Here is a 22,333-nt window from a genome sequence, read left to right on the forward strand (position 1 = left end):
CCTTTCCCTCCGGAATCCCATGTACTTTGAAATGCAATCGCTCAACAGCGAGCAGCGCAGCAACATCCTGCACTCCCTGGTTCTGCCCCGTCCCATCGCCTGGATCAGCTCGGTGGACGGGGACGGCACGGTCAACGTCGCGCCGTTTTCCTTCTTCAACGCCATGTCGGGCGATCCGCCGCTGCTGTGCGTGTGCATCGGCTCGCGCCAGGGCGTGCTCAAGGACACGGCGCGCAACATCGCGGCCACGGGCGAGTTCGTGGTGAACCTGGTGTCCGAGCCGCTGGCGCGCCGCATGGCGGTGACGGCCATAGAGTTCGGCGCGCAGGTGGACGAGTCGGCCCAGGCCGGCCTGGTCCTGGGCGATGCACGGCGGGTGAAGGCGCCGCGCATCGTGGACAGCCCTGCGTCCTTCGAGTGCCGCGTGCGCCAGATCATCGATATCGACGGCGTGCGCAGCCTGGTGCTGGCCGATGTGCTGGCCGCCCATGTCATGGACGCGGCCGTGGTCGATGGCGAGCTTATGTACTTCGACCCCGCGCCCATGGAGCTGATCGCGCGGCTGCAGAACCCCGGCTGGTATGGCCGCGTGGGCGATGCCTTCCAGATGCCCACGCCTTCGGTGGCGCAGTGGGATGCCATGCAGCGCCAGGGCGTGTCCGACGGCTACCTGGCCTGGGCCGACGATGGCGCCGCCGCGCGCTGAAGGGCCGCCCATGCTTGCGCAACACACCATAGACAGCCTGGCGGCCGAGCTGCACGCCAGCGAAAAAAGCCGGGTGCAGGTCCGGCACTTTTCCCGCCGCCATCCCGACATGACGGTGCAGGACGGCTACGCCATCTCGCGCGCCTGGATGCGGCTCAAGCGCGCCGAGGGCCGCACGGTCAGGGGCCACAAGATCGGCCTGACTTCGCGTGCCATGCAGCAGGCCGTGCAGATCACCGAGCCCGACTACGGCACCCTGCTGGACGACATGTTCTTCGAGCCCGGCGGCGACATTCCCTTTGCGCGCTTCATCGCTCCGCGCGTGGAGGTGGAGCTGGCCTTCGTGCTGGGCCGCACGCTCAAGGGGCCGGGCGTCACCCTGTGCGATGTGCTGGCCGCCACCGACTGGGTGGTGCCCGCCGTGGAAATCATCGACGCCCGCATCGAGCAAAAGGACCGCGATACCCAGGCCATGCGCACGGTGCGCGACACCATCGCCGACAACGCGGCCAATGCCGGCATCGTCATGGGCGGGCGGCCCGTGCGCCCAGACGCGGTGGATCTGCGCTGGGTGTCGGCGCTGCTGCAGCGCAACGGCGTGATCGAGGAGTCCGGCGTGGCGGCCGCCGTGCTCAACCATCCGGCCACGGGCGTGGCCTGGCTGGCCAACCGGCTCGCGCAATGGGATGAGCAGCTGGACGCAGGCCAGGTGGTGCTGGCCGGCTCGTTCACGCGGCCCGTCACGGCCCAGGCCGGTGACAGCTTCCATGTGGACTACGGGCCGCTGGGCTCCATTGCCTGGCGCTTTGCCTGAGCTTCGTCCGCAGTGTGGCGATGGTGTCGCCTGCGGCACAGTCCGCAGGCCCGGCGCGTCGCCGACAATGCAGCGGCGCCGCCCGCCACCGGTGCGCGGGCGGCGGCTGCAATACATGCACTACAGGATGGACAAGCAATGGAGATGAAGAACGCAAAGACGGCCGTGGTCACGGGCGGAGGAACCGGCGTGGGCAAGGCCGTGGCGCTGGCCCTGGCGGGCGCGGGCTACCAGGTGGTGGTGGCGGGCCGCCGCCAGGCGCCGCTGGATGAGACCTGCGCCGAGGCCCAGGCAAAGTACGGCGCAGGCGAGCGCATGCTGGGCATTGCCACCGATGTCAGCGACCCGGCTGCCGTGGAGCAGCTGTTCGCGCGCACGGTGCAGCGCTTCGGTCGCGTGGACCTGCTGTTCAACAACGCGGGCCGGGGCAATCCGCCCGGCTCCTTCCTGGACTGGACGCCCGAGCAGTGGCGCGAGGTGGTCGATGTCAATCTCAACGGCATGTTCTATTGCCTGCAGCAGGCGTTCCGCACCATGCGCGACCAGTCGCCGCGCGGCGGCCGCATCATCAACAACGGCTCCATCTCCGCGCATGCGCCGCGCCCCAATTCCAGCGCCTACACGGCCACCAAGCATGCCGTCATGGGCCTGACCAAGACCGCTGCGCTGGACGGCCGTGCCTACGACATCGCCGTGGGCCAGATCGACATCGGCAATGCCATGACCGAGCTGGCATCGCGCATGGCCAAGGGCGTGCCCCAGGCCAATGGCGAGATCGCGGTGGAGCCGCTGATCGACGCGGATGTGGTGGGCCAGTCCGTGCTCTACATGGCCAGCCTGCCGCTGGAGGCCAACGTGCTGTTCCACACGGTGATGGCCACCAAGATGCCCTTCGTGGGCCGGGGCTGAACCGGCAAGGGCAGGTCTTCAGGCCTGCACGCGGCGGCTCGCCGTCTCGGACGGGAGCTCGCCGAAGCGGCTGCGGTACTGGGCCGCGAAGTGGCCCAGGTGCAGGAAGCCGTATTTCTGCGCCACGTCGCGCACGCCGGTTCCGGCTGCGACGCCCGGGCCCTTGGCTGCCTGGAGTTCGGCGCGCACGCGGTCCAGCCGCAGCTGGCGCAGGAAATCCATGGGCCCCATGCCCGCGTGCTGGCGGAAGGCGGCCTGCAGCGTGCGCGCGCTGCAGCCGGCCTCGCGGCAGACATCGGCCAGCGACAGGGGCTGGTCGGCATGGGCCTGCATGTACTCCTGGGCCTTGCGCACGCCGCGCGGCAGCAGGCTGCGCCGGCTGTCCCCGGCCAGTGCGCGGCTGTGGCTGTGCGTGGCCGACATCAGCAGGCTGGTCAGCAGGTATTCCTCCGCATGCTGGGCCAGTGCCTGCGTGGCCTGCAGGGCGTTGCCCGCATCCAGCGTGTGCCGCAGGCAGTCGATGAAATGCACCAGCGGTGCCAGCGCCGGCTGGTCCAGCGGCACGCCCAGATCGAACACGAGCGGCCGGCCTGCGGGCGCCTGCAGCAGCGCCTCCAGCCGCGCCACCAGGGCCGGGCGGGCCATGCGCACGATCAGGTGCGGGCTGTCGTCGGCCCAGCGCATGGACAGCGGCTCGGTCGGCGAGGGCAGGGAGGCCAGGCGCGGCGTGGCATCCACCTGCTGCGCGCCGCAGCGGATCTCGGCACTGCCGCGCAGGGGAATCTGCAGCAGGAAGAAATCCCGCAGGTAGCCGGGCTCGATGTGCACGCCGGGACCGTACTGCACATAGTTCAGGCTGACGTTGCGGGAAAGCGGCGCGCTGTGGTGGCAGGCGTCCAGCTCGGCGCGCGGGCGCAGCATGCCCAGGCCATGCGGACAGAAGACGCGCGCCACGCTTTCGCGGGCCTCGTCCATGTCGTGGCTCTCGAAAAGCCGGTAGCGCTGCAGCGGCAGCGGTGTGTGCATGGCGTGTTCCATAGGCTGGGCAGAACGTAGCAAAAACCACCCGCTCCCACAATTCGGACCATTCCCCGGGAGCCAATTTCTGCGCGCCAGGGACAGCGCCTGCGCTTGCCGGATGCCTGCGCGGCCCGGCCCCCCGTAACGTGTGCTGCACAGGCCAGCCCGGCCTGGCATCCACACGGGAGAACAAGCGTCATGTTCAAGGGACTCGAAGGCAAAAGCGCCATCGTCACCGGCGGCTCCACACTGATAGGCGCCGGCGTGGTGCGTGCGCTGCACGCGGCCGGCGTGAAGGTGGTCATTGCCGACATCGATGCCGACAACGGCCAGGTGCTGGCCGATGCGCTGGGCGAGGGCGCGCTTTTCGTGCGCACCGACATCACCGACGACGCGCAGGTCGCCGCCTGCGTTCAGCAGGCATGCAGCCGGCACGGCGGCGTGCACATCCTGGTCAACCTGGCCTGCTCCTATGTGGATGAGGGCCTGCAGTCGCCGCGCGCGGACTGGCTGGCCTCGTTCAACGTGAACGTGGCCAGCGCCGTGGCCATGCTGCAGGCCGTGCACCCGCACATGGTGGCCGCCGGTGGCGGGGCCGTGGTGAACTTCACCAGCATCTCCTCCGAGGCCGCGCAGACCGGGCGCTGGCTCTACCCGGCCAGCAAGGCGGCCATGAAGCAGCTCACGCGCAGCATGGCCATGGACCTGGCGGCCGATGGCATCCGCGTCAACAGCGTCTGCCCGGGCTGGACCTGGTCGGCGGTGATGGACCGGCTCAGTGGCGGCGACCGCGCCAAGACCGACCGCGTGGCCGCGCCCTTTCACCTGCTGGGCCGCGTGGGCGATCCGCACGAGGTGGCGCAGGTGGTGCTGTTCCTGTGCTCGGACCATGCCAGCTTCGTGACGGGGGCTGACTACGCGGTGGACGGCGGCTACGGCGCCATGGGGCCCGAGCGGGCCGTGGCCGCCATCCCCCAATTGATGGACTAGTACGCAGTACGGACACGGAGCCGCAAGGAGACAGCCATGAAGAAAATCGCCATCGTCGGAGCCGGCCAGTCGGGCCTGCAACTGGGCCTGGGCCTGCTGGCCGCGGGCCATCAGGTCACGATACTGAGCAACCGCACGGCGCAGGACATCGCCCAGGGCCGGGTCATGTCCAGCCAGTGCATGTTCGACAGCGCGCTGCAGATAGAGCGCGGCCTGGGCCTGGACCACTGGTCGCGTGAATGCCCGGTGGTCGAGGGCATCGGCCTGTGCGTGCCGCATCCGGCGCAGCACGGCGAGAAAGCGGCCGACAAGGCCATCGGCTGGGCGGCGCGTCTGAACGCGGGCGCGCAGTCCGTGGACCAGCGCCTGAAGATCCCCGCATGGATGGACGACTTCCGCCGCCAGGGCGGCGAGCTCGTGCTCAAGGACGCGGGCATCGCCGAACTGGAGGAATGCACGCGCAGCCATGACCTGACCCTGGTCGCCAGCGGCAAGGGCGAGATATCGAGGCTGTTCGAGCGCGATGCCCACCGCTCGCGCTTCGACCAGCCCCAGCGCGCGCTGGCGCTGACCTATGTGACGGGCATGAAGCCGCGCGAGCCGTTCTCCGCCGTCTCCTTCAACCTGCTGCCGGGCGTGGGCGAGTATTTCGTGTTCCCGGCGCTGACGACCACGGGCCCCTGCGAGATCATGGTGTTCGAGGGCGTGCCCGGCGGCCCCATGGACTGCTGGGGCGATGTGAAGACACCGGAGCAGCACCTGGAGCGCAGCCGCTGGATCCTCGACACCTTCGTCCCCTGGGAGGCCGAGCGCTGCCGCGACATTGCGCTGACCGATGACAACGGCATCCTCGCGGGCCGCTTCGCCCCCACGGTGCGCAAGCCCGTGGCCACCCTGCCTTCCGGGCGCAAGGTGCTGGGCATGGGCGACGTGGTGGTGCTCAACGACCCCATCACGGGCCAGGGCTCCAACAACGCGGCCAAGTGCGCCGACACCTATCTGCGCAGCATCCTGGCGCGCGGCCATGGCGACGGCAATAGAGACGGCAATGGCGCATTCGACGCCGCCTGGATGCAGCAGACCTTCGACCGCTACTGGTTCGGCTATGCGCAATGGGTCACGCAGTGGACCAACATGCTGCTGGCGCCACCGCCACCCCATGTGCTCAAGCTGCTGGCCAGCGCGGGCACGCTGGCACCGCTGGCCAGCGCCTTTGCCAACGGCTTCGATGACCCGCGCACCTTCTTCCCCTGGTTCGCGGACGCGGGCGAGGCGGACCACTACATCGACAGCTGCGCGGCCATCGCCGCCATGGCAGCCGTCCCCGCCTAGCCACAGAGGCCGCCATGAGCACATGCGACACCCCGGCCGCCGCCACGGCCTGCTCCTTCGATCCGCGCGAGCTGCGCAAGGCCTTCGGCCAGTTCACCACGGGCGTGACCGTCATCACCACGCGCGCGCCGGACGGGCGGCGCGTGGGCATGACGGCCAACTCGTTCTCCTCGGTCTCGCTGGACCCGCCGCTGGTGCTGTGGAGCCTGGCGCGCCAGGCGCCCAGCGTCTGCGATTTCCAGGGCGCCAGCCATTTCGCCATCCACGTGCTGGCTGCGGGCCAGCACCTTCTGTCGCGGCGCTTTTCCACGCCGCAGCAAGACAAGTTCGGTGGCCTGGACTGCGCGGAAGGCCCGGCCGGCGTGCCCCTGATCGATGGCGTGCTGGCCCGCTTCGTCTGCCGCAACGTCCGGCAATACGATGGCGGCGACCACCTCATCTTCATCGGCCAGGTCGAGCGCTGCGAACGCTTCGACGGCGAGCCCCTGGCCTTTCACGCGGGCTACTATCAGGTGACGGTGCGGCACCCCGAATGCGTATGACGGGTCATGAAAAAAGCGGCACCGCAGCTTTCCCCACCCTTTGAAACGGAGACACCCCCCATGCAGCAGAAAGAATCCCCGGCCAGCCGCCATGTGCGCATCAACGCGCTGGACGGCAGCGGCAGCTTCAACGCCTACCTGGCCGTGCCGGCCTCGGGCAGCGGCCCCGGCCTGGTGCTGGCGCAGGAGATCTTCGGCGTCAACGCCACCATGCGCGAGGTGGCCGACTACTACGCCGAAGAAGGCTATGTGGTGCTGGTGCCCGACCTGTTCTGGCGCCAGCAGCCCGATGTGGAGCTGGGCTACACGCCGGCGGACTGGGAGCGCGCCTTCGGCTTCTACAAGGGATTCGACGAGGCCCTGGGCGTGCAGGACGTCCAGGCCTGCCTGAACGCCCTGCGACAGCGCCCCGAGGTCACGGACGGCAAGGCCGGCGTCCTGGGCTTTTGCCTGGGCGGCAAGCTGGCCTACCTGGCCGCCTGCCGCACCGATGCCGATGCGGCGGTCGGCTACTACGGCGTGGGCATCGAGGCGGCGCTGGACGAGGCCGAGCGCATCCGCTGCCCGCTCACCCTGCATGTGGCCGAGCTCGACGCCTTCTGCCCGCCCGAGGCGCGCCAGCGCATCGTCCAGGCGCTGGGCGGGCGTCCCGGCGTGGCCGTGCATGTCTATCCGGGCGTGGACCATGCCTTCGCGCGCAAGGGCGGCGACCATTTCCACCGCGCCTCGGCCCTGATGGCGCACGAGCGCAGCATTGCCACGCTCAAGTCCGCCATTGGCCCGCACTTCGACCTGGCCGCGCTGTGGGACAAGCACTGCGAGTACGAGTTCGCCACGCGCAACGTGGACGACACCATGGCCACCATGGTGGCCGAGCCCTATGTGAACCACATCCCCACCATGACCGGCGGCGTAGGCTTCAGCAACCTGCACGCCTTCTATACGAACCACTTCGTCAACAGCAATCCGCCCGACACGTCGCTGACGCCGATTTCACGCACCGTGGGGGCCTCGCAGGTGGTGGACGAGATGCTGTTCTGCTTCACGCACACCACCGAGATCCCGTGGATGCTGCCCGGCGTGCGGCCCACGGGACGGCGCGTGGAGATCCCGCTGCTGGCCGTGGTCAAGTTCCGGGGCGACAAGCTCTACCACGAGCACATCTACTGGGACCAGGCCAGCGTGCTGGTGCAGGTGGGCCTGCTGGACCCGGCGCTGCTGCCCGTGGCGGGCGTGGAGACGGCCCGCAAGCTGCTGGACGAGACACTGCCTTCCAACGAACTGCTCAAGCGCTGAGCGCGGCGCGGGCGCATGGGTTTCACCCTGCGCCCGCTGGCGGCCTGCAGGCCGCCAGGGCTCTCAGGGTTGCCACCAATGTTGATATGTCAACATTGGTGGATCATGCGGCCATCGCAATCGCCGTCGCCGCCCGGTTCCCTCCGCCCAATGCCCCGCCCACGCACATCCACGATCCCTGCCGCCGATGCCGCCACCGGCCCTGCACCGGACACGCAGGTCTGCAGCCAGACGCTGGCACTGGAGGACTTCATCACCTTCCGCCTGGGCGCGCTGTCCAATGCACTGCAGACCCAGGTGACGCGCCACTACATCGCGCCGGCATCGCCCGTGGGACTGACCGAGTGGCGGCTCATGGGCCAGATCCAGCGCCACGGCGAGCTGCATGCCAGCGCGCTGTCGCGCCTGAGCCTGATGGACAAGGCCCAGATCAGCCGCGCGCTGCAGCCGCTGATCGACCGGGGCTGGGTGCTGCGCCGCGCCGATCCGCAGCACGCGCGGCGCCACCTGCTGCAGCTGAGCGAGGCAGGGCAGGCGCTCTTCGACGAGGTGCTGTCCCGCGCACGCCCCTACCAGGCGGCCCTGCTCAATGCCCTGACGGCCGATGAGCGCGCCATGCTGGACCGCATCCTGGACAAGCTGGGCCGTGCCTCCCAGGCGCTGGACCAGGGGCTGGACCAGGGGCTGGATGCCTGATTTCCCCACAAGCCACTGCACAACCCACCTCAAGACCCACCTCAGAACCCATCCCACGAGCCACACCATGAATTGCTCCATGCACCCTGATGAGCGGGCCGCCCGCATCGAACTGGCCGCCTGCTACCGCGTCTTCACCATGCTGGGCTGGGACGAACTGATCTACAACCACATCACGGTGCGCCTGCCCGACAGCGTGACGGGCGGTGAAAAGCAGTTCCTGATCAACCCCTTCGGCCTGCACTACGAAGAGGTCACGGCCAGCAACCTGGTGCGCATCAACGTGCGCGGCGAGGTGCTGGACGGCTCGCGGCATCCGGTGAATCCGGCCGGCTTCGTGGTACATGCGGCCATCCACGACGGACTGCCGGGCGCGCACTGCGTGATGCACACGCACACCACCTCGGGCATGGGAGTGGCCTGCCTGGAGCAGGGCCTGTCGCAAAGCAACTTCTACAGCGCCCAGCTGCACGGCATGGTGGCCTACCATGACTTCGAGGGCATCACCATCCATGCCGACGAAGGGCCGCGCCTGCTGGCCAGCATCGGCAACCGCAAGGCCGTGATCCTGCGCAACCATGGTCTGCTCAGCTGGGGCAGCGATCTGCCCCAGGCCTTCGTGGTGCTGTGGACGCTGCAGCGTGCCTGCGACGTGCAGATGGCCACCCTGTCCATGGGTGCGCCGCGCATGGTCTCCGACGCCATGGCCCGGCGCTGCAACGAGGACTCGCTGACCTTCAACGACAGCCACGGCGGTGCCCGCGATGTGTTCGACCACCTGGTGCGCCGCGTGAACCGGCGCGACAGCAGCTATCTCGATCTTTGAACCCGGGGCTTCCCGCGCATGACCATGGAACAGACAAGCATTTCATTCGACAAGGCCTGCATCTTCGGCGCCGGTGCCATCGGCGGCTGGATGGGCGCGGCCCTGGCCCGCGCCGGCTGCCAGCTCAGCGCCGTGGCGCGTGGCGCCGCACTGCAGGCCCTGCGCACCCAGGGCCTGACCCTGGTGCACGGCGAGCAGCGCGAGCACTTCGCGCTGCATGCCGAACAGGACCCGGCCGCCCTGGGCGTGCAGGACCTGGTCATCATCTCCGTCAAGGCGCCGGGCATGCCCGATGTCGCCGAGCGCATCGCCCCGCTGATCGGCCCGCAGACCGTGGTGCTCACGGCCATGAACGGCGTGCCCTGGTGGTTCCTGCACGGCGGTGTCGATGCCAGCGTGCGCGGCAGGCAGCTGAAAGCCGTGGACCCTGAAGGCCGCATTGCGCAAGCCATCCCGCTGGGCCAGGTGCTGGGCTCGGTGGTCCATGCCAGCTGCTCCAACGATGCGCCCGGCGTGGTACGCCGGCACTTCGGCAACAGCCTGATCCTGGGCGAGCCCCTGGCCACAGGGCCCGGCCAGCCGCCCACGCCGCGCCTGGCGGCGCTGGCCCAACTGCTGCAGCGTGGCGGCATCGAGGCCAAGGTCTCCGACAACATCCAGCGCGACGCCTGGTACAAGCTCTGGGGCAACATGACCGTCAACCCCGTCAGCGCGCTGACGGGCGCCACCTCGGACCGCATCCTGGGCGACGACCTGGTGCGCGGCCTGATCACGCGCGTGATGCTGGAGGCCAAGGAGATCGGCGCGCGCATCGGCCTGCCCATCAACGAATCGCCCGAAGACCGCCATGCGGTCACGCTCAAGCTGGGCGCCTTCAAGACCTCCATGCTGCAGGACGTGGAAGCGGGCAAGCCTGTGGAACTCGACGCCCTGGTGGGCGCGGTGCGCGAAATGGGCCAGCTGTGCGGCGTGGACACGCCCTTCACGGATGCGCTGCTGGGCCTGGCACGGCTGCAGGCGCGGCAAAAGGGGCTGATGGCCTGACGCCGCAAAGGCCAGTACCGGCCTGCAGCGCGCAACCGTAGACTACGCCTCCATGACTTCCGCCAAGAACCCCGCCTCGCCCTGGTCCACGCTGTGCGTGGTGGCCACCACCGTCCCCAGCGCCGAGGAGGCCGCCCATCTGGCGCGCAGCTTGGTGCAGCAGCAGGCCGCGGCCTGCGTGCAGGTGGAGCCCATCACCTCGCACTACGTGTGGGAGGGCGAGATGCACGCCACGCCCGAGTGGCGGCTGGTCTGCAAGACCCTGCCCGACGTGCTGGAGCGCCTGGCCCGGCTGCTGCGCGCCGGGCACAGCTACAGCGTGCCGCAGATCACCATGCGCACCGAGCGCTGCATGGCCGACTATGCGCAGTGGCTGCGCTCCCAGGTCTCGACCCGGGACGTGGCGGGCACTGCAGACATGGCCGCCGCGCCCCGCATCACTGCGGCGTGACGTTGGCGGCCTTGATCACGGGCACCCAGGTCGCTGTCTCCTTGCGGATCAGCTCGCCGAAGGCGCTGCCCGTGACCACCCACGGCTCGATCCCCTGCAGGTCCAGCTGCCTGACCACGGCCGGCGTGTTGAAGATCTCCTGAATATCCTTTTCCAGCTGCCTGAGCACGGCCGGCGGCGTCTTCTTTGGCGCCATCACGCCGTACCAGGACGAGATGGCAATGCCCGGCACGCCCGCCTGGGCCAGCGTGGGCACATCAGGCAGGTACTTGCTGCGCGCCGGGTCGGTCACGGCCAGCGCACGCAGCTTGCCCGACTGCACATGCGGCAGCAGCGCGGGCACATTGCCCACGATCATTGGCACCGTGCCGCCCAGCACATCGTTGAGGCCGGGCGCCGTGCCCTTGTAGGCCACGTGCAGGATGTCGGCGCCGGTCTGCTGCTTGAACAGCTCACCGGCCAGATGCAGGCTGGAGCCCACGCCGGGCGAGGCATAGCTGATGGTGGCCGGCTTGGTCTTGGACAGGGCCACCAGCTCCTGCACCGTTTTGGCGGGCACGCCAGGGTGCACGGCGATCACATTGGCCGCCTTGGCCAGCGAGGCCACGGGCGCGAAGTCCGCCTCCACGCTGTAGCCGGGCCTGGCCAGCAGCGTGGGATTGATGGTCAGGTTGCCCTGGGGCACGACCAGCAGCGTATGGCCGTCCGGCGCGGCACGCTTGACCATGTCGATGCCGATATTGCCGTTGGCCCCGGGCTTGTTCTCCACCACTGAGGTCTGCTTGTAGCGCTCGGCCAACCCCGTGGACAGCAGGCGGGCCAGCGCATCGACGGGGCCGCCGGGCGGAAAGGGCGCGACGATGGTGAAAGGCTTGGCGGCCAGCTGCTGCTGCGCGGCGGCATCCTGGGCCAGGGCGCTCTGGCATGCGGCTGCGGCCAGCAGGGCGGCAGCGCCGAGCAAGGTGGGGGCTTTCATGGGGAACTCCGGGGAACAAGGCAAGGCAGGTACAAGCAAAAGAAATGCCTGAGGGCTATCGATTGTTTCTTGTGTAAAACAACGTTCTTCTTATAAATCAATGCAAAGCATAAAACCTGCGGCTTGATTCGAATCAAGGGAAAACCCTTGCCTGCATGCCTGGGCCTTCGCTGCGCTCGCATGCCCATGAAAAAAGGAGCGCAGCGCGCTCCTTCGGGTGGTGGTGTGCCGGGTGGCCTCAGGACAGCAGCGCCTGCGCGAATTCCCGGGCGTTGAAGGTTTCCAGGTCCTCGACCTTTTCGCCCACGCCGATGAAGTACACGGGGATCGGCCGTTCCTGGGCAATGGCGGCCAGCACGCCGCCTTTGGCCGTGCCGTCGAGCTTGGTGACGATCAGGCCCGTGAGCTGCAGCGCATCGTCGAAGGCGCGCACCTGGGCCAGCGCGTTCTGGCCGGTGTTGCCGTCGATGACCAGCAGCACCTCATGGGGCGCCGTGGCGTCGGCCTTGCTGACCACGCGGCGGATCTTGCGCAGCTCTTCCATCAGGTGCAGCTGGGTGGGCAGGCGGCCTGCCGTGTCCACCAGCACCACATCCTTCTTGCGCGCGCGGCCGGCGGTGACGGCATCAAAGCTCACCGCCGCAGGATCGCCCCCTTCCTGGCTGACGATCTCCACCGTGTTGCGGTTGGCCCAGACGCCAAGCTGCTCGCGCGCGGCGGCGCGGAAGGTGTCGGCGGCGGCCAGCAGCACGCTCTGGCCTTCATCGGCCAGGTGACGGGTCAGCTTGCCGATGGAGGTGGTCTTGCCCGCGCCGTTGACGCCAGCCACCATGATCACGGTGGGCTGGTGCTCACCGATGACCAGCGGCTTTTCCAGCGGGCGCAGCAGGTCGGCCAGGGCATCTGCCAGCAGCGCCTTGACGGCGGCGGGGTCGGTGGCCTTGGCCTCCTTGACGCGGCGGCGCAGGTCGGCGAGCAGGTGCTCGGTGGCCTTGACGCCGGTGTCGGCCATCAGCAGGGCGTCTTCCAATTCCTCGTACAGCGCATCGTTGATCTGCGTGCCCGTGAAGACCGTGGCAATGCTGCTGCCGGTCTTGCGCAGGCCGGTCTTGAGGCGCTGCATCCAGTTCTGGCGGCTGGCACCTTCGGCCTCGGGCTTGGCCGTGGGCTCGGGCGCGGCAATGAAGTCCGCAGGCGCGATGGTGGACGCGGGTGCTGCAGCTGGGGCAGGCGGGGTCTCGGGCGGCGCGGCATCGCCCTTGCTGCCGCCAAAGGGCTTGCGCCACCAAGCACTGCCGGTGTCGGCGGCCGGGGCTGCTGGTGCGGCCGGTGGCAGGGCAGGGGGGCTGTCCTGCGGTGGGGTTGCGGGAATGCCGGCCTTTTCAGGCGCGGCGCTGCTGTCCGTCGGGGAAATCTCGGCGGCGGAGGGGGTGGGCTTTTTCTTGAAAAAACTGAACATCGGCAGGTTCTTAGAATCACAGCATTCTATGAAACATGCACTCACCCTCCTGGGCTTAATGGCCTGCATGGGCACCGGGGCTGCTTTGGCAGCCCCGGATGCATCATCTTCCATCCCTTCGTCGCTGCTGCAGACGGTGGCCAGCCAGGCCGCCGGCGGCACGCGCACCGCCACTTCGGCACAGCAATTCACCTTGAAGAACGGCATGCAGCTCATCGTGCAGCCCGACCGGCGCGCGCCCACGGCCGTGCACATGGTCTGGGTGCGCGTGGGCTCAGTGGACGAGGTCGATGGCACCTCGGGCGTGGCCCACGCGCTCGAACACATGATGTTCAAGGGCTCGCGCAAGGTGGCTCCCGGCGAGTTCTCGCGCCGCGTGGCCGCGCTGGGCGGGCAGGAAAACGCCTTCACCAGCCGCGACTACACGGGCTACTACCAGCAGATTCCGTCCAGCCGCCTGGAAGACGTGATGAAGCTCGAATCCGACCGCTTCGCCAACAACCACTGGCCCGACAGCGAGTTCAAGAAAGAGATCGAGGTCATCAAGGAAGAGCGCCGCATGCGCACCGAAGACCAGCCGCGTGCCGTGCTCATGGAGCAGTTGATGGCGGCGACCTTCGTGGCCTCGCCCTACCACCGCCCCGTGATCGGCTGGATGAGCGACCTGGACGCGCTGACGCCCGGCGACGTGCGCGACTTCCACGGCCGCTGGTATGTGCCCGGCAATGCCACCATCGTCATTGCCGGCGACGTGGACGTGGCCAAGGTCCGCGCCTGGGCCGAGAAGTACTACGGCAGCATTCCCGCACGCGCCCTGCCGGTGCGCAAGCCGCGCACCGAGCCCGCGCAGATCGGCATCCGCCGCATCGAGGTCAAGCAGCCGGCCGAGCAGGCCCTGGTGGCCCTGGCCTTCCGCGCGCCCTCGCTGACGCGCGTCAGCGACCTGCAGGCCGACGACCGGGATGCGCTGGCGCTGCTGGTTCTGTCGGCCGTGCTGGACGGCTATGACGGCGCCCGCCTGGAGCGCGCCCTGGTGCAGGGCGAAGGCCGCGTGGCCGACGGCGCGGGCAGCTCCATGTCCCTCATGGGCCGTGGCCCCGGCCTGTTCATGCTGACGGGCGTGCCCGCCACGGGCAAGACTGCCGCCGAGGTCGAGGCGGCGTTGCGCGCCGAAGTGGCCAAGGTCGCCAAGGATGGTGTGGAGCCTGCCGAGCTGGAGCGCGTGAAGACGCAGTGGATGGCCTCCAATGTCTACGAGCGCGATTCGGTCATGGGCCAGGCCCAGAGCCTGGGCAATTACTGGATACAGGGCATGCCGCTGGATGCGGAAGACCAGCTGCTGACCCAGCTGCGCACCATCACGCCCGATGACGTCAAGCGTGTGGCTGCCAAGTACTTTGGCGATGACCAGCTCACGGTGGGCACCCTGGTGCCGCAACCGCTGCCCGAAGGCGGCAAGCCCCGTCGCCCCGATGCGGGTGCCGGCATCGGCGGACCCCTGCATTGATGCCCCCGAAGCACGCTGGAGTGAAGATGAAGAACATGAAAAAAATGGTGGCCAGCACGGTGCTGGCAGGCGTGGGCATGGGCTTTGGTGCCACGTCCGCATGGGCCCTGCTGCCCATCCAGCACTGGACCCAGCCCAGCGGGGCGCAGGTCTGGCTGGTGGACAGCCCGGGCATTCCCATGGTCGATGTGCAGATGGACTTCGATGCCGGCAGCCGGCGCGATCCCGCCAACCAGGTCGGCCTGGCCAGCGCCGTGGCGCTGATGGCCTCCAAGGGCGTGACCGCCCAGGGCGATGCGCCTGCGCTGGACGAGAACGGCCTGGGCCAGGCCTGGGCCGATCTGGGTGCCAGCTTTGGCGCCCAGGCGGGCCGCGACAGCTTCAGCTACGGGCTGCGCTCCCTGACCGAGCCTGCGCTGCTGCAGCGCGCCGTGGCGCTGGCGGCGCGCCAGATCGCCAACCCCAGCTGGCCGCAGGACGTGTGGCTGCGCGAGCGCGAGCGCTGGACCGCGGCCATCAAGGAATCGGACACGCGCCCCGGCACGGTGGCCGGCAAGGCCCTGAGCCAGGGCGTGTTCGGCACCCATCCCTACGGCGCGCGCGCCACGGGCGAGAGCCTCGCGCACATCGACCTGTCCGACATGCAGTCCTTCCACCGCCGCCTGATCGCGGCCTGCCGCGCCAAGGTCAGCATCGTCGGTGCGGTCAGCCGTGAACAGGCCGACCAGCTGGTGCAGCAACTGCTGGCTCCGCTGCAGGCGGCGCAGGGCCAGGACGCCAGTGCCTGCGCGCCCCTGCCCGACGTGCCCAAGGTGCAGGCGCTCAAGGCGCCGGTCAACGAGAAAATCCCCTTCGCCTCGGCCCAGGCGCAGGTGCTGATCGCCCAGCCCGGCATTGCACGCAACAGCCCGGACTTCATGGCCGTGCTGGTGGGCAACCACATCCTGGGCGGCGGCGGCTTCACCTCGCGGCTGACCGAGGAAGTGCGCGAAAAGCGCGGCCTGAGCTACAGCGTCTACAGCGATTTCTCGCCGGGCCTGGACGCAGGCGCCTTCACGATCGCCCTGCAGACGCGTCCTGACCAGGCAGCCGAGGCCCTGAAGGTGTCGCAGGACACGCTGCGCCGCTTCGTGGCCGAAGGCCCGACCGAGAAGGAGCTCAAGGCCGCCAAGGACAACCTGATCGGCGGCTTTGCGCTGCGCATCGACAGCAACCGCAAGCTGCTGGGCAATGTGTCCAACATCGCCTGGAACGGCTTGCCGCTGGACTACCTGGAGCACTGGACCGAGCGCGTGCAGGCGCTCACCGTGCGTGATGTGCGCGAGGCCATGCAGCGCATGCTGCAGCCCGAGCGCATGGTGACCGTCGTCGTGGGAGGCAAACAATGAGCCGCAACAGCATCAAAATTCATACCCCTGCCGGCAAGCGCTGGCTGGAAAAGGCCACGGCCGAGGCCGCAGCACCCAAGGCAGCTGCCGCAGCGCCTGCTGCCGCCAAGGCGAAAGCCGGACGGCCGGCGCCGGTGGGCGCGGGCGAGGTCCGCATCATCGGCGGCCAATGGCGCCGCACGCGGCTGCCCGTGGCGCAGCACCCGGGCCTGCGGCCCACGCCGGATCGCGTGCGCGAGACCCTGTTCAACTGGCTGGGCCAGGACCTGACGGGCTGGCATTGCCTGGATGCCTTCGCGGGCACGGGCGCGCTGGGCTTCGAGGCCGCATCGCGTGGCGCGACCAATGTGCTGATGAACGAGCAGGACGCCACCCTGGTCCAGCAGTTGCAGCGCCTGCGCGAGCGCCTGGATGCCCAGTCCGTGCGCGTGCTGCGCGGCGATGGCATCGGCTGCCTGCGCCAGGTGGCGCCGGGCACGCTGGACCTGGTGCTGATCGATCCGCCCTTCGACCATGCCGATCTGTTCGAGCCTGCGCTCAAGGCCGCCGCGCAGGCGGTGTCCGCCACGGGCTATGTCTATCTGGAGGCGCCCCAGGCCTGGACCGAGGAGCAATTGGCCGAGGCCGGTGGCCTGCAGCTGTTCCGCCATCTGAAGGCGGGCGCCGTTCACGCCCACCTGCTGCGCAAGGCACCGCAGGACGAGTAAAGGGCGCTGCGGCGGCCGCGTTCCCTGGCAGGAGCGCGGCTGTCGCACAGCCGACCGGCCATGCTGCAGCGCAATGCATAATGCGCCATCCGTGCCGGACCAGGGCACGCGCAGCCAAGGAAAGTGAACGCCATGAGCCACGACGTGATTGCCGTCTACCCCGGAACCTTCGATCCGATCACGCTGGGTCATGAAGACGTGGTGCGCCGCGCGACCCAGCTGTTCAGCCACGTCATCGTCGCCGTGGCGGCAGGCCACCACAAGAAGACCATGTTCAATCTTGAGGAGCGCATGGAGATGGTGCGCGAGGCCGTGTCCATCTATCCCCATGTCCAGGTCGAGAGCTTTCATGGCCTGCTGCGCGACTTCGTGGTCGAGCGCGGCGGCAAGGCCATGGTGCGCGGCCTGCGTGCGGTCACCGACTTCGACTACGAGTTCCAGCTCGCCGGCATGAACCGCACGCTGATGCCCGAGGTGGAGACCGTCTTCCTCACGCCCAGCGACCGCTACCAGTTCATCAGCAGCACCTTCGTGCGCGAGATCGCCACGCTGGATGGCGAGATCGACAAGTTCGTCTCTCCCAGTGTGCGCACCCGCCTTCTGCAGAAGGTGCAGGCCAATCGTGGGTCGTGATCGCACCACCTGATCGCACAACCCGATCGCACGCCTTGATCCCGCGCCCTGATGCCCTGACCGCCTGGCTGTCCTGAGGACCGGCAAGAGCCAGGGCCCTCTCAAAGTTCCTTCTTAGAAGGCAGCCTGCCGCGTGGCGCTCGCATTCACGGCGGCGTGCACGAATTCCAGCTTGCGCCTGGCCCCGGCCGAAAGGGCGAACGGATAGGCATCGCCATGGCCCAGGCTGCGGTTGAGGCTGTTGGTCAGCAGCGTCAGCGGCACCCACTGGTCCAGCATGGTGCCGAAGTCCGGCCGTGCATGGACCGCGAAAGGGTCCTGCACGCACAGCGCGGGCTGCGTGCCCGAGCCTGTACTTGTCCCTGAGCCTCCAGGCATGGTGATGCAGGTGCCATAGCTGGCCGCAGTCTCCAGCAGATCCACCATGTGCAGGTAATGGGCCCAGCTTTCGGCCCAGTCTTCCCACGGGTGGGAGGTTGCATAGGCGCTGACGAAGTTGTCGCGCCACTGCTCATCCATCGGGTCGCGCGCATAGTAGTTCTGCAGGGCTTGGCCATAGTCCTGGCGCTCGTCGCCGAACAGGCGGCGGAATTCCTCGATACGGCCCGCGCCCACCACCAGCCTGTCCCAGAAGAAGTGGCCGGACTCATGGCGCAGATGGCCCACCAGCGTCCGGTAGGGCTCATGCAGGGCCTGGCGGCGCCGGGCACGCTCGGCATCATCTGCCTCCACCACATTCAGCGTGATGGTGCCGTTGGCATGGCCGGTCATCACGGGCGCCTGCCCCGGCAGGTCGGCCAGCAGCTCGAAGCGCGGCCCATCCTCTCCAGGCCGCGGACCCAGGCCCAGGTGGGCCAGCGTGTAGAACAGCTGGCGCTTGGCGGCCTCGATCCGGGTCCAGCGCAGCGCATTGGACGGGTCTGACAGATCGGGCAGCCAGCGTGTCTGGCGACAGGACTCGCACAGCGCATGGGGATCGTCTGCGGGCAGGGCGAAGTTGCACTGTCCCACGGGACCCCGGTGGCTGCACATCTTGTAGAGCCGGCCTGGTGGCTTGCCGCTCGTCAGCGAGGACAGGCTCTCCCACAGCACGCTGTCCCGCGTGCCGGAAACCGGGCGCAGGCAGGCCACATGCAGTCGCTCGGGCAGGAAGGCCAGGGTGGCGCCGCAGTGCACGCATTGAACGCTGTCGAAGAAGACCGGGTGGCCACAGGCATCGCAGTTGAAGACTCGCATGTCGGTCACTTTACGCCGTATGTCCGGCGCACGGTGGAAAGGGGTCGTACCTGCCGTCGGCTGCAATGGTCGGCAATCCTTGCGGCGGACCGTGCGGCAGTTGGGGCCCTGGATGAAAAAAGGCCGGAAGTCTCCGGCCTTGTACTTGGATCAGCCCCCGCAGGGGCCTGCATCAGGGGCGAACCACGATGCTGTTGCGCACTTCACGCACGTTCTTGGTGGTGCGGGCGATCTCGGCGGCGCGGGCCTTTTCCGATTCGGACTTGGCAAAGCCCGACAGCTGCACCGTGCCGTTCAGGGTCTCGACGCTGATGGAGGTGGCCGAGACGCTCTTGTCCTCTGCCATCTTGGCCTTCACCGCAGTGGTGATGCCGGCGTCATCCACATACGAACCCACGGTCTGCTGGTCGCGGGCGACGGAGCAGGCGGTGGTGCCGAGCACGGTGGCGCCGGCGACGAGAGCGAAAGCGATGGCACGGGTGTACTTTTGCATGATCAATTCTTTCTTGGGTAAGAAAACTAGGGTAACTGGACTAACGGTACTCGGGAGACTCAGGGAACTGGGCGACCGCTCACTTGCGCGAGCGTGAGCTCATGAAGAACGCGGTGGCAAGGGCTGCGCCCGTGGCCGCGGCCAGCAGGATGGAGCGGCCCGGCTGCTCGATGACGTAGCGCGTGGTGGCCTCGGTGGCCGATTGCAGCTGGCGGCGGGCGCGGTCGGAGCTGTCGGCGCAGAAGTTTATGCCGCGCGTGGCCAGTTCCTGGGCACGTGCTGCGAGGTCATCGATGACTGGGTTCAGTTCACGCTCGATGGACTGGACACCTTCCTCGGCCTTGTCCAGTGCATTCGCTGCAGTGCGGCGCGTGGTGTTGACGGCTTCCTTGGCGGCATCCGCGACATCCTGGGCAACGTCCTTGGCGGTATCGGCGGCTTTGTTCACGGCTTTCTCGGCTTGGCTCATTGGTTCTATCTCCTCAAAACTGGCATGAATGCGAAAGGCGGTCGGGCTGCCGGGCTGGCTGCCCGCGGTAAGCGGGCTTGGGCTGGCAGGGGGCTGAAGGCGGCGCCGCCGCTACTTCTTGATCAGGCTCATCACAAAGGTGACGACAGCCATGATCACGAAAATATAGAACAGGATCTTGGCGATGCCTACAGCACCTGCCGCAATACCACCAAAACCGAAGATGGCGGCTACCAGGGCGATGACGAAGAACACGATGGCGTAGTGCAGCATGTAAAACTCCTTGGGTTGTTCGTTTCCAAGAAACGGCACGGGGCGGATTGGCCAAGTGCTGTTTGCATGGGTTCGACTGTACTGAGCCGCCAAAGGTGTATCTGACGGTGGCCGGCGTGGCATGGCGTCAGGGTTAGGCGGGGGGGCAGTGTAGGAATGCTCCGGCTGCACAGGGCCTGCAGCCGCCGCTGGCTGCAGCCATTCGGGGGCGCGCATGGAAAATGGCCCCCACGCTACCCTTGCTGCGCAAGGTCCGCTGCCCCCCGAGGGGGCTGCTTTTCATCTTGGGGCGGCCCGGCGATGAAAAAAGCCCCTGGCGCGTGGGCGCGCAGGGCTTTTGCATGGCGGGTGCTGCCGCTTCAGGCGGTGGCGACCGTACCGGCGCTTTTGTCCGTGGAGATCGGCGCCAGCGGGATGACGGCGGAGATCGCCGTGCCCTTGCCCAGTTCGGACGAGACGGTCAGGCGGCCGCCTGCGGCCTCCACGCGGTGGCGCATGCCGGCCAGCCCATGGGAGTTGGGGCGCATGGCCGAGGTCTCGAAGCCTTCGCCGTCGTCCTGGATCTGTACCGTCACATAGGTCGGATAGTTGTGCACGGAGACCAGGACATGGCTGGCCTTGGCATATTTGCCGATGTTGGTCAGCGACTCCTGGACGATGCGGTAGACCGTGAGCTGGGTGGATTCCGGCAGTTCCACCTGCTCCAGGTTGGCCGTGACTTCGATGCCGCTGCGCTCACCGAACTCGCGCGCCAGGATTTCCAGCGCCGTCGTCAGGCCCAGGTTGGACAGGGAGGAGGGGCGCAGGTCCTCGATGATGCGGCGCTTGAGGGCGATGCCGCTGTTGAGCGTCTCCACCAGATGGCTGACGCGTTCGCCCACGTCCGGCGCGCTGAGGTCGATCTTGGATTTGAGGCGCGCCACGTCGAGCTTGGCGGCCGTCAGCAGCGAGCCCAGCTCGTCGTGCAGTTCGCGCGCCAGGTGTCCGCGCTCGTCCTCGCGCACCTGCTGCAAGTGGTTGGCCAGTTCCGTCAGCGTGGCCGTGCGCTCGCGCACCAGGGCTTCGAGGCGGTTGCGCTCGTCGCGCTGGATCTCCTGCTCGCGCTGGTGGGCCTGCTGCAGCGCGTGCGCCTGGCGCAGGTACATGAAAAAGCCCAGCACGCCCAGGGCCGTGACCGTGGCGATGCCTATGCGCGACAGCGACAGCGTGTGCTCGATGTCCTGCAGGTTCTTGGCCGAGCGCTGGTCTATGCCTGACAGCAGCTTGCCCGTGTAGTCGCGGATGGCGTCCATGTTCTCCATGCCCACGTCGGTGAACATGACGAAGCGCCAGGCCTCCTCGTTGCCCTGGCGGTACAGGCGCAGGCTGAGTTCCATCTCGCTCATCTTGCGTTCGACCTGGCGCGCCAGCGGGGTGAAGATCGCCAGCTCCTGCGGGTCGTAGATGAAGATCTGGCGCAGCTCGTCCATGTTGTAGTTGATGGCCGTGATCGCCTTGCTGTAGGGCTCCAGGTAGCGCTCCTCGCCCGTGAGCAGGTAGCCGCGCAGGCCGGTCTCCGCATCCAGCATCAGCCGCAGCAGCTGGCTGATCTCCGAGCGGGTGTTCTGGGTCTGGGTCATGGCCTCCAGCGCCTTGGTGGAGCGCTTGTAGCTGGCCTCGTTAATGCTCACCAGCAGCACGGCCGCGACGATGGCGAATGCCAGGCTGATCGCAATTCTTCGGAAATTTATCCAACGCATAAGCATCCTCTCACCTACAAGATCTTCGCCGATATTCTGCATAATTCGTGTTATCGGCTGCCGGGGCAGTTCCTGCGCCGGCCGTTACCATATATTGTTTGCACGACCAGCGATCCCGCTGGTCCCCCGAAAAAGAGGTATTCATGATCAGAATTGGCATTGTGGACGACCATGCAATTGTGCGCTCGGGCCTGCGTCAGTTTCTCTCGGAACACGTGGACCTGCGTGTAGTCGGTGAGGCCATCGATCTGGTGCGTGCCCACGAGATCGACGTGCTGTTGATGGACCTGTCCATGCCGGGCCAAAGCGGTATCGACGCGCTGGCCATGCTGCGCGCCAAGGCGCCGGACATGGGCATCCTGATCCTGAGCGGCTATCCCGAGGAGCACTACGCGATCAACCTGATCCGCCAGGGCGCCAGCGGCTACCTGAACAAGGAATGCGATCCCCAGGAGATTGCCGAAGCGATCCGCACCGTGGCCCTGGGCCGCCGCTACCTGACGCCCGCCGTGGCCGACCTGCTGGCCCAGCAGCTCAACCGCAAGGATGACGCGCCAGCGCATGAACAGCTGTCCGAGCGTGAGTTCCAGGTCTTCCTCAAGCTCGCGCGTGGCGAAACCGCAGGTGATATTGCAAAGTCGCTTTCGCTGAGCGTAAAGACGGTCAGCACCTATCGCACGCGACTCATGGAGAAAATGGGATTGTCGTCCAACAGCGATCTGACGTATTACGCACTGAAGAACAGACTGATCGATTGATTTTCAGTCAATAGAAAATACGGGCTGCACGATTATCAAGTCGTGCAGCCTTTTTCTTTGATGAAAAAT

24 protein-coding genes are annotated in these 22,333 nt (G+C 67.8%); 16 read left to right on the forward strand and 8 right to left on the reverse strand.

All coding sequences use genetic code 11. From position 1 onward, the window contains the following. Positions 1-19 precede the first annotated feature (19 nt). The 3 genes from DA1_RS12775 (at position 20) to DA1_RS12785 (ending at position 2,429) form a co-directional block, all read left to right on the forward strand. Positions 20-706: a flavin reductase family protein gene (locus tag DA1_RS12775; protein WP_034390731.1), complete on the forward strand. Its 687-nt coding sequence runs from the start codon at positions 20-22 to the stop codon at positions 704-706. A 10-nt stretch (positions 707-716) separates the two neighbouring features. Then, on the forward strand, positions 717-1,520 hold the full coding sequence (hpaH, locus tag DA1_RS12780; protein ID WP_026062081.1) for a 2-oxo-hept-4-ene-1,7-dioate hydratase: 804 nt from the start codon (positions 717-719) through the stop codon (positions 1,518-1,520). 138 nt (positions 1,521-1,658) lie between these two features. After that, positions 1,659-2,429: an SDR family oxidoreductase gene (locus DA1_RS12785; RefSeq protein ID WP_013803947.1), complete on the forward strand. Its 771-nt coding sequence runs from the start codon at positions 1,659-1,661 to the stop codon at positions 2,427-2,429. Positions 2,430-2,447: 18 nt separating this feature from the next. Here the strand turns inward: DA1_RS12785 and DA1_RS12790 are convergent, their stop codons facing one another. Then, on the reverse strand, positions 2,448-3,455 hold the full coding sequence (locus tag DA1_RS12790; protein WP_034398210.1) for an AraC family transcriptional regulator: 1,008 nt from the start codon (positions 3,453-3,455) through the stop codon (positions 2,448-2,450). A gap of 192 nt (positions 3,456-3,647) precedes the next feature. On the opposite strand from DA1_RS12790, the gene DA1_RS12795 reads away from it, so the two are divergent. The 8 genes from DA1_RS12795 to cutA all read left to right on the forward strand — a co-directional run bounded on the left by DA1_RS12795 (position 3,648) and on the right by cutA (position 10,626). Next, complete coding sequence (locus tag DA1_RS12795; protein ID WP_012203717.1) at positions 3,648-4,439, forward strand: SDR family oxidoreductase; 792 nt, start codon at positions 3,648-3,650, stop codon at positions 4,437-4,439. A gap of 36 nt (positions 4,440-4,475) precedes the next feature. After that, positions 4,476-5,771, forward strand: a complete 1,296-nt coding sequence (locus tag DA1_RS12800; protein ID WP_034390733.1) for a styrene monooxygenase/indole monooxygenase family protein — start codon at positions 4,476-4,478, stop codon at positions 5,769-5,771. Between the two features lie 14 nt (positions 5,772-5,785). Beyond that, complete coding sequence (locus DA1_RS12805) at positions 5,786-6,313, forward strand: flavin reductase family protein (RefSeq protein WP_034390735.1); 528 nt, start codon at positions 5,786-5,788, stop codon at positions 6,311-6,313. A gap of 60 nt (positions 6,314-6,373) precedes the next feature. Continuing rightward, complete coding sequence (locus DA1_RS12810) at positions 6,374-7,609, forward strand: dienelactone hydrolase family protein (protein WP_034390737.1); 1,236 nt, start codon at positions 6,374-6,376, stop codon at positions 7,607-7,609. A 150-nt stretch (positions 7,610-7,759) separates the two neighbouring features. Next, positions 7,760-8,305, forward strand: a complete 546-nt coding sequence (locus DA1_RS12815) for a MarR family winged helix-turn-helix transcriptional regulator (RefSeq protein WP_016454136.1) — start codon at positions 7,760-7,762, stop codon at positions 8,303-8,305. Next, positions 8,298-9,131, forward strand: coding sequence for a class II aldolase/adducin family protein (locus DA1_RS12820; protein ID WP_255288109.1), 834 nt, complete (start codon positions 8,298-8,300; stop codon positions 9,129-9,131). The genes DA1_RS12815 and DA1_RS12820 overlap by 8 nt, the downstream gene beginning before the upstream one ends. Before the next feature lie 18 nt (positions 9,132-9,149). Then, positions 9,150-10,175 carry a 2-dehydropantoate 2-reductase gene (locus tag DA1_RS12825; RefSeq protein WP_034390741.1) on the forward strand — a complete coding sequence of 342 codons (1,026 nt, stop codon included), beginning with the start codon at positions 9,150-9,152 and terminating at the stop codon, positions 10,173-10,175. Between the two features lie 52 nt (positions 10,176-10,227). Beyond that, on the forward strand, positions 10,228-10,626 hold the full coding sequence (gene cutA / locus DA1_RS12830; protein ID WP_034390743.1) for a divalent-cation tolerance protein CutA: 399 nt from the start codon (positions 10,228-10,230) through the stop codon (positions 10,624-10,626). Here the strand turns inward: cutA and DA1_RS12835 are convergent. Both DA1_RS12835 and ftsY read right to left on the reverse strand, forming a co-directional pair. Further along, a complete protein-coding gene (locus tag DA1_RS12835; RefSeq protein ID WP_034390745.1) occupies positions 10,613-11,602 on the reverse strand; it encodes a Bug family tripartite tricarboxylate transporter substrate binding protein in 990 nt (329 codons plus the stop codon). The genes cutA and DA1_RS12835 overlap by 14 nt on opposite strands. A 238-nt stretch (positions 11,603-11,840) precedes the next feature. Further along, the gene (gene ftsY / locus DA1_RS12840) at positions 11,841-13,061 is read right to left on the reverse strand and encodes a signal recognition particle-docking protein FtsY (RefSeq protein WP_034390747.1); all 1,221 of its coding nucleotides are present in this window, start codon (positions 13,059-13,061) and stop codon (positions 11,841-11,843) included. Between the two features lie 28 nt (positions 13,062-13,089). On the opposite strand from ftsY, the gene DA1_RS12845 reads away from it, so the two are divergent. From DA1_RS12845 to coaD, 4 genes are all read left to right on the forward strand, one after another. Next, positions 13,090-14,568 carry a M16 family metallopeptidase gene (locus DA1_RS12845; RefSeq protein WP_013803936.1) on the forward strand — a complete coding sequence of 493 codons (1,479 nt, stop codon included), beginning with the start codon at positions 13,090-13,092 and terminating at the stop codon, positions 14,566-14,568. A 26-nt stretch (positions 14,569-14,594) separates the two neighbouring features. Next, positions 14,595-15,956 carry a M16 family metallopeptidase gene (locus DA1_RS12850; protein ID WP_034390750.1) on the forward strand — a complete coding sequence of 454 codons (1,362 nt, stop codon included), beginning with the start codon at positions 14,595-14,597 and terminating at the stop codon, positions 15,954-15,956. Then, entirely contained in the window at positions 15,953-16,663 is a 711-nt protein-coding gene (gene rsmD / locus DA1_RS12855; protein ID WP_012203729.1) for a 16S rRNA (guanine(966)-N(2))-methyltransferase RsmD, read from the forward strand. The genes DA1_RS12850 and rsmD overlap by 4 nt, the downstream gene beginning before the upstream one ends. 132 nt (positions 16,664-16,795) lie before the next feature. Beyond that, on the forward strand, positions 16,796-17,296 hold the full coding sequence (coaD, locus tag DA1_RS12860) for a pantetheine-phosphate adenylyltransferase (RefSeq protein ID WP_034398214.1): 501 nt from the start codon (positions 16,796-16,798) through the stop codon (positions 17,294-17,296). A 114-nt stretch (positions 17,297-17,410) separates the two neighbouring features. Here coaD and DA1_RS12865 read toward each other — a convergent pair whose 3' ends face one another. From DA1_RS12865 to DA1_RS12880, 5 genes are all read right to left on the reverse strand, one after another. Next, a complete protein-coding gene (locus tag DA1_RS12865; protein ID WP_034398218.1) occupies positions 17,411-18,532 on the reverse strand; it encodes a zinc-binding metallopeptidase family protein in 1,122 nt (373 codons plus the stop codon). A gap of 172 nt (positions 18,533-18,704) precedes the next feature. Beyond that, the gene (locus DA1_RS12870) at positions 18,705-19,025 is read right to left on the reverse strand and encodes a BON domain-containing protein (RefSeq protein ID WP_012203732.1); all 321 of its coding nucleotides are present in this window, start codon (positions 19,023-19,025) and stop codon (positions 18,705-18,707) included. 79 nt (positions 19,026-19,104) lie between these two features. Continuing rightward, positions 19,105-19,494: a hypothetical protein gene (locus tag DA1_RS12875; protein ID WP_013803931.1), complete on the reverse strand. Its 390-nt coding sequence runs from the start codon at positions 19,492-19,494 to the stop codon at positions 19,105-19,107. A 111-nt stretch (positions 19,495-19,605) separates the two neighbouring features. Continuing rightward, positions 19,606-19,767 carry a DUF1328 domain-containing protein gene (locus DA1_RS29630; protein ID WP_013803930.1) on the reverse strand — a complete coding sequence of 54 codons (162 nt, stop codon included), beginning with the start codon at positions 19,765-19,767 and terminating at the stop codon, positions 19,606-19,608. A 359-nt stretch (positions 19,768-20,126) separates the two neighbouring features. After that, on the reverse strand, positions 20,127-21,506 hold the full coding sequence (locus DA1_RS12880) for a sensor histidine kinase (RefSeq protein ID WP_013803929.1): 1,380 nt from the start codon (positions 21,504-21,506) through the stop codon (positions 20,127-20,129). A 143-nt stretch (positions 21,507-21,649) separates the two neighbouring features. Here DA1_RS12880 and DA1_RS12885 point away from each other — a divergent pair, with 143 nt between their 5' ends. Beyond that, positions 21,650-22,264: a response regulator gene (locus DA1_RS12885; RefSeq protein ID WP_034390752.1), complete on the forward strand. Its 615-nt coding sequence runs from the start codon at positions 21,650-21,652 to the stop codon at positions 22,262-22,264. Positions 22,265-22,333: the final 69 nt, after the last annotated feature.

The sequence above is a fragment of the Delftia acidovorans NBRC 14950 genome (assembly GCF_001598795.1).
In the GTDB taxonomy this organism is placed as follows: domain Bacteria; phylum Pseudomonadota; class Gammaproteobacteria; order Burkholderiales; family Burkholderiaceae_C; genus Comamonas; species Comamonas acidovorans.

Bases quoted from the DNA above. Each gene is read 5' to 3' on its own strand.
- DA1_RS12865 (WP_034398218.1), bottom strand. From the start codon at position 18,532: ATGCGAGTCTTCAACTGCGATGCCTGTGGCCACCCGGTCTTCTTCGAC.
- DA1_RS12875 (WP_013803931.1), bottom strand. From the start codon at position 19,494: ATGAGCCAAGCCGAGAAAGCCGTGAACAAAGCCGCCGATACCGCCAAG.
- DA1_RS12785 (WP_013803947.1), top strand. From the start codon at position 1,659: ATGGAGATGAAGAACGCAAAGACGGCCGTGGTCACGGGCGGAGGAACC.
- rsmD (WP_012203729.1), top strand. From the start codon at position 15,953: ATGAGCCGCAACAGCATCAAAATTCATACCCCTGCCGGCAAGCGCTGG.
- DA1_RS12835 (WP_034390745.1), bottom strand. From the start codon at position 11,602: ATGAAAGCCCCCACCTTGCTCGGCGCTGCCGCCCTGCTGGCCGCAGCC.
- DA1_RS12815 (WP_016454136.1), top strand. From the start codon at position 7,760: ATGCCCCGCCCACGCACATCCACGATCCCTGCCGCCGATGCCGCCACC.
- DA1_RS12805 (WP_034390735.1), top strand. From the start codon at position 5,786: ATGAGCACATGCGACACCCCGGCCGCCGCCACGGCCTGCTCCTTCGAT.
- DA1_RS12800 (WP_034390733.1), top strand. From the start codon at position 4,476: ATGAAGAAAATCGCCATCGTCGGAGCCGGCCAGTCGGGCCTGCAACTG.
- DA1_RS12880 (WP_013803929.1), bottom strand. From the start codon at position 21,506: ATGCGTTGGATAAATTTCCGAAGAATTGCGATCAGCCTGGCATTCGCC.
- DA1_RS29630 (WP_013803930.1), bottom strand. From the start codon at position 19,767: ATGCTGCACTACGCCATCGTGTTCTTCGTCATCGCCCTGGTAGCCGCC.
- DA1_RS12845 (WP_013803936.1), top strand. From the start codon at position 13,090: ATGAAACATGCACTCACCCTCCTGGGCTTAATGGCCTGCATGGGCACC.
- DA1_RS12775 (WP_034390731.1), top strand. From the start codon at position 20: ATGTACTTTGAAATGCAATCGCTCAACAGCGAGCAGCGCAGCAACATC.
- cutA (WP_034390743.1), top strand. From the start codon at position 10,228: ATGACTTCCGCCAAGAACCCCGCCTCGCCCTGGTCCACGCTGTGCGTG.
- DA1_RS12870 (WP_012203732.1), bottom strand. From the start codon at position 19,025: ATGCAAAAGTACACCCGTGCCATCGCTTTCGCTCTCGTCGCCGGCGCC.
- DA1_RS12825 (WP_034390741.1), top strand. From the start codon at position 9,150: ATGACCATGGAACAGACAAGCATTTCATTCGACAAGGCCTGCATCTTC.
- DA1_RS12810 (WP_034390737.1), top strand. From the start codon at position 6,374: ATGCAGCAGAAAGAATCCCCGGCCAGCCGCCATGTGCGCATCAACGCG.
- ftsY (WP_034390747.1), bottom strand. From the start codon at position 13,061: ATGTTCAGTTTTTTCAAGAAAAAGCCCACCCCCTCCGCCGCCGAGATT.
- DA1_RS12795 (WP_012203717.1), top strand. From the start codon at position 3,648: ATGTTCAAGGGACTCGAAGGCAAAAGCGCCATCGTCACCGGCGGCTCC.
- DA1_RS12790 (WP_034398210.1), bottom strand. From the start codon at position 3,455: ATGCACACACCGCTGCCGCTGCAGCGCTACCGGCTTTTCGAGAGCCAC.
- coaD (WP_034398214.1), top strand. From the start codon at position 16,796: ATGAGCCACGACGTGATTGCCGTCTACCCCGGAACCTTCGATCCGATC.
- DA1_RS12820 (WP_255288109.1), top strand. From the start codon at position 8,298: ATGCCTGATTTCCCCACAAGCCACTGCACAACCCACCTCAAGACCCAC.
- hpaH (WP_026062081.1), top strand. From the start codon at position 717: ATGCTTGCGCAACACACCATAGACAGCCTGGCGGCCGAGCTGCACGCC.
- DA1_RS12850 (WP_034390750.1), top strand. From the start codon at position 14,595: ATGAAGAACATGAAAAAAATGGTGGCCAGCACGGTGCTGGCAGGCGTG.
- DA1_RS12885 (WP_034390752.1), top strand. From the start codon at position 21,650: ATGATCAGAATTGGCATTGTGGACGACCATGCAATTGTGCGCTCGGGC.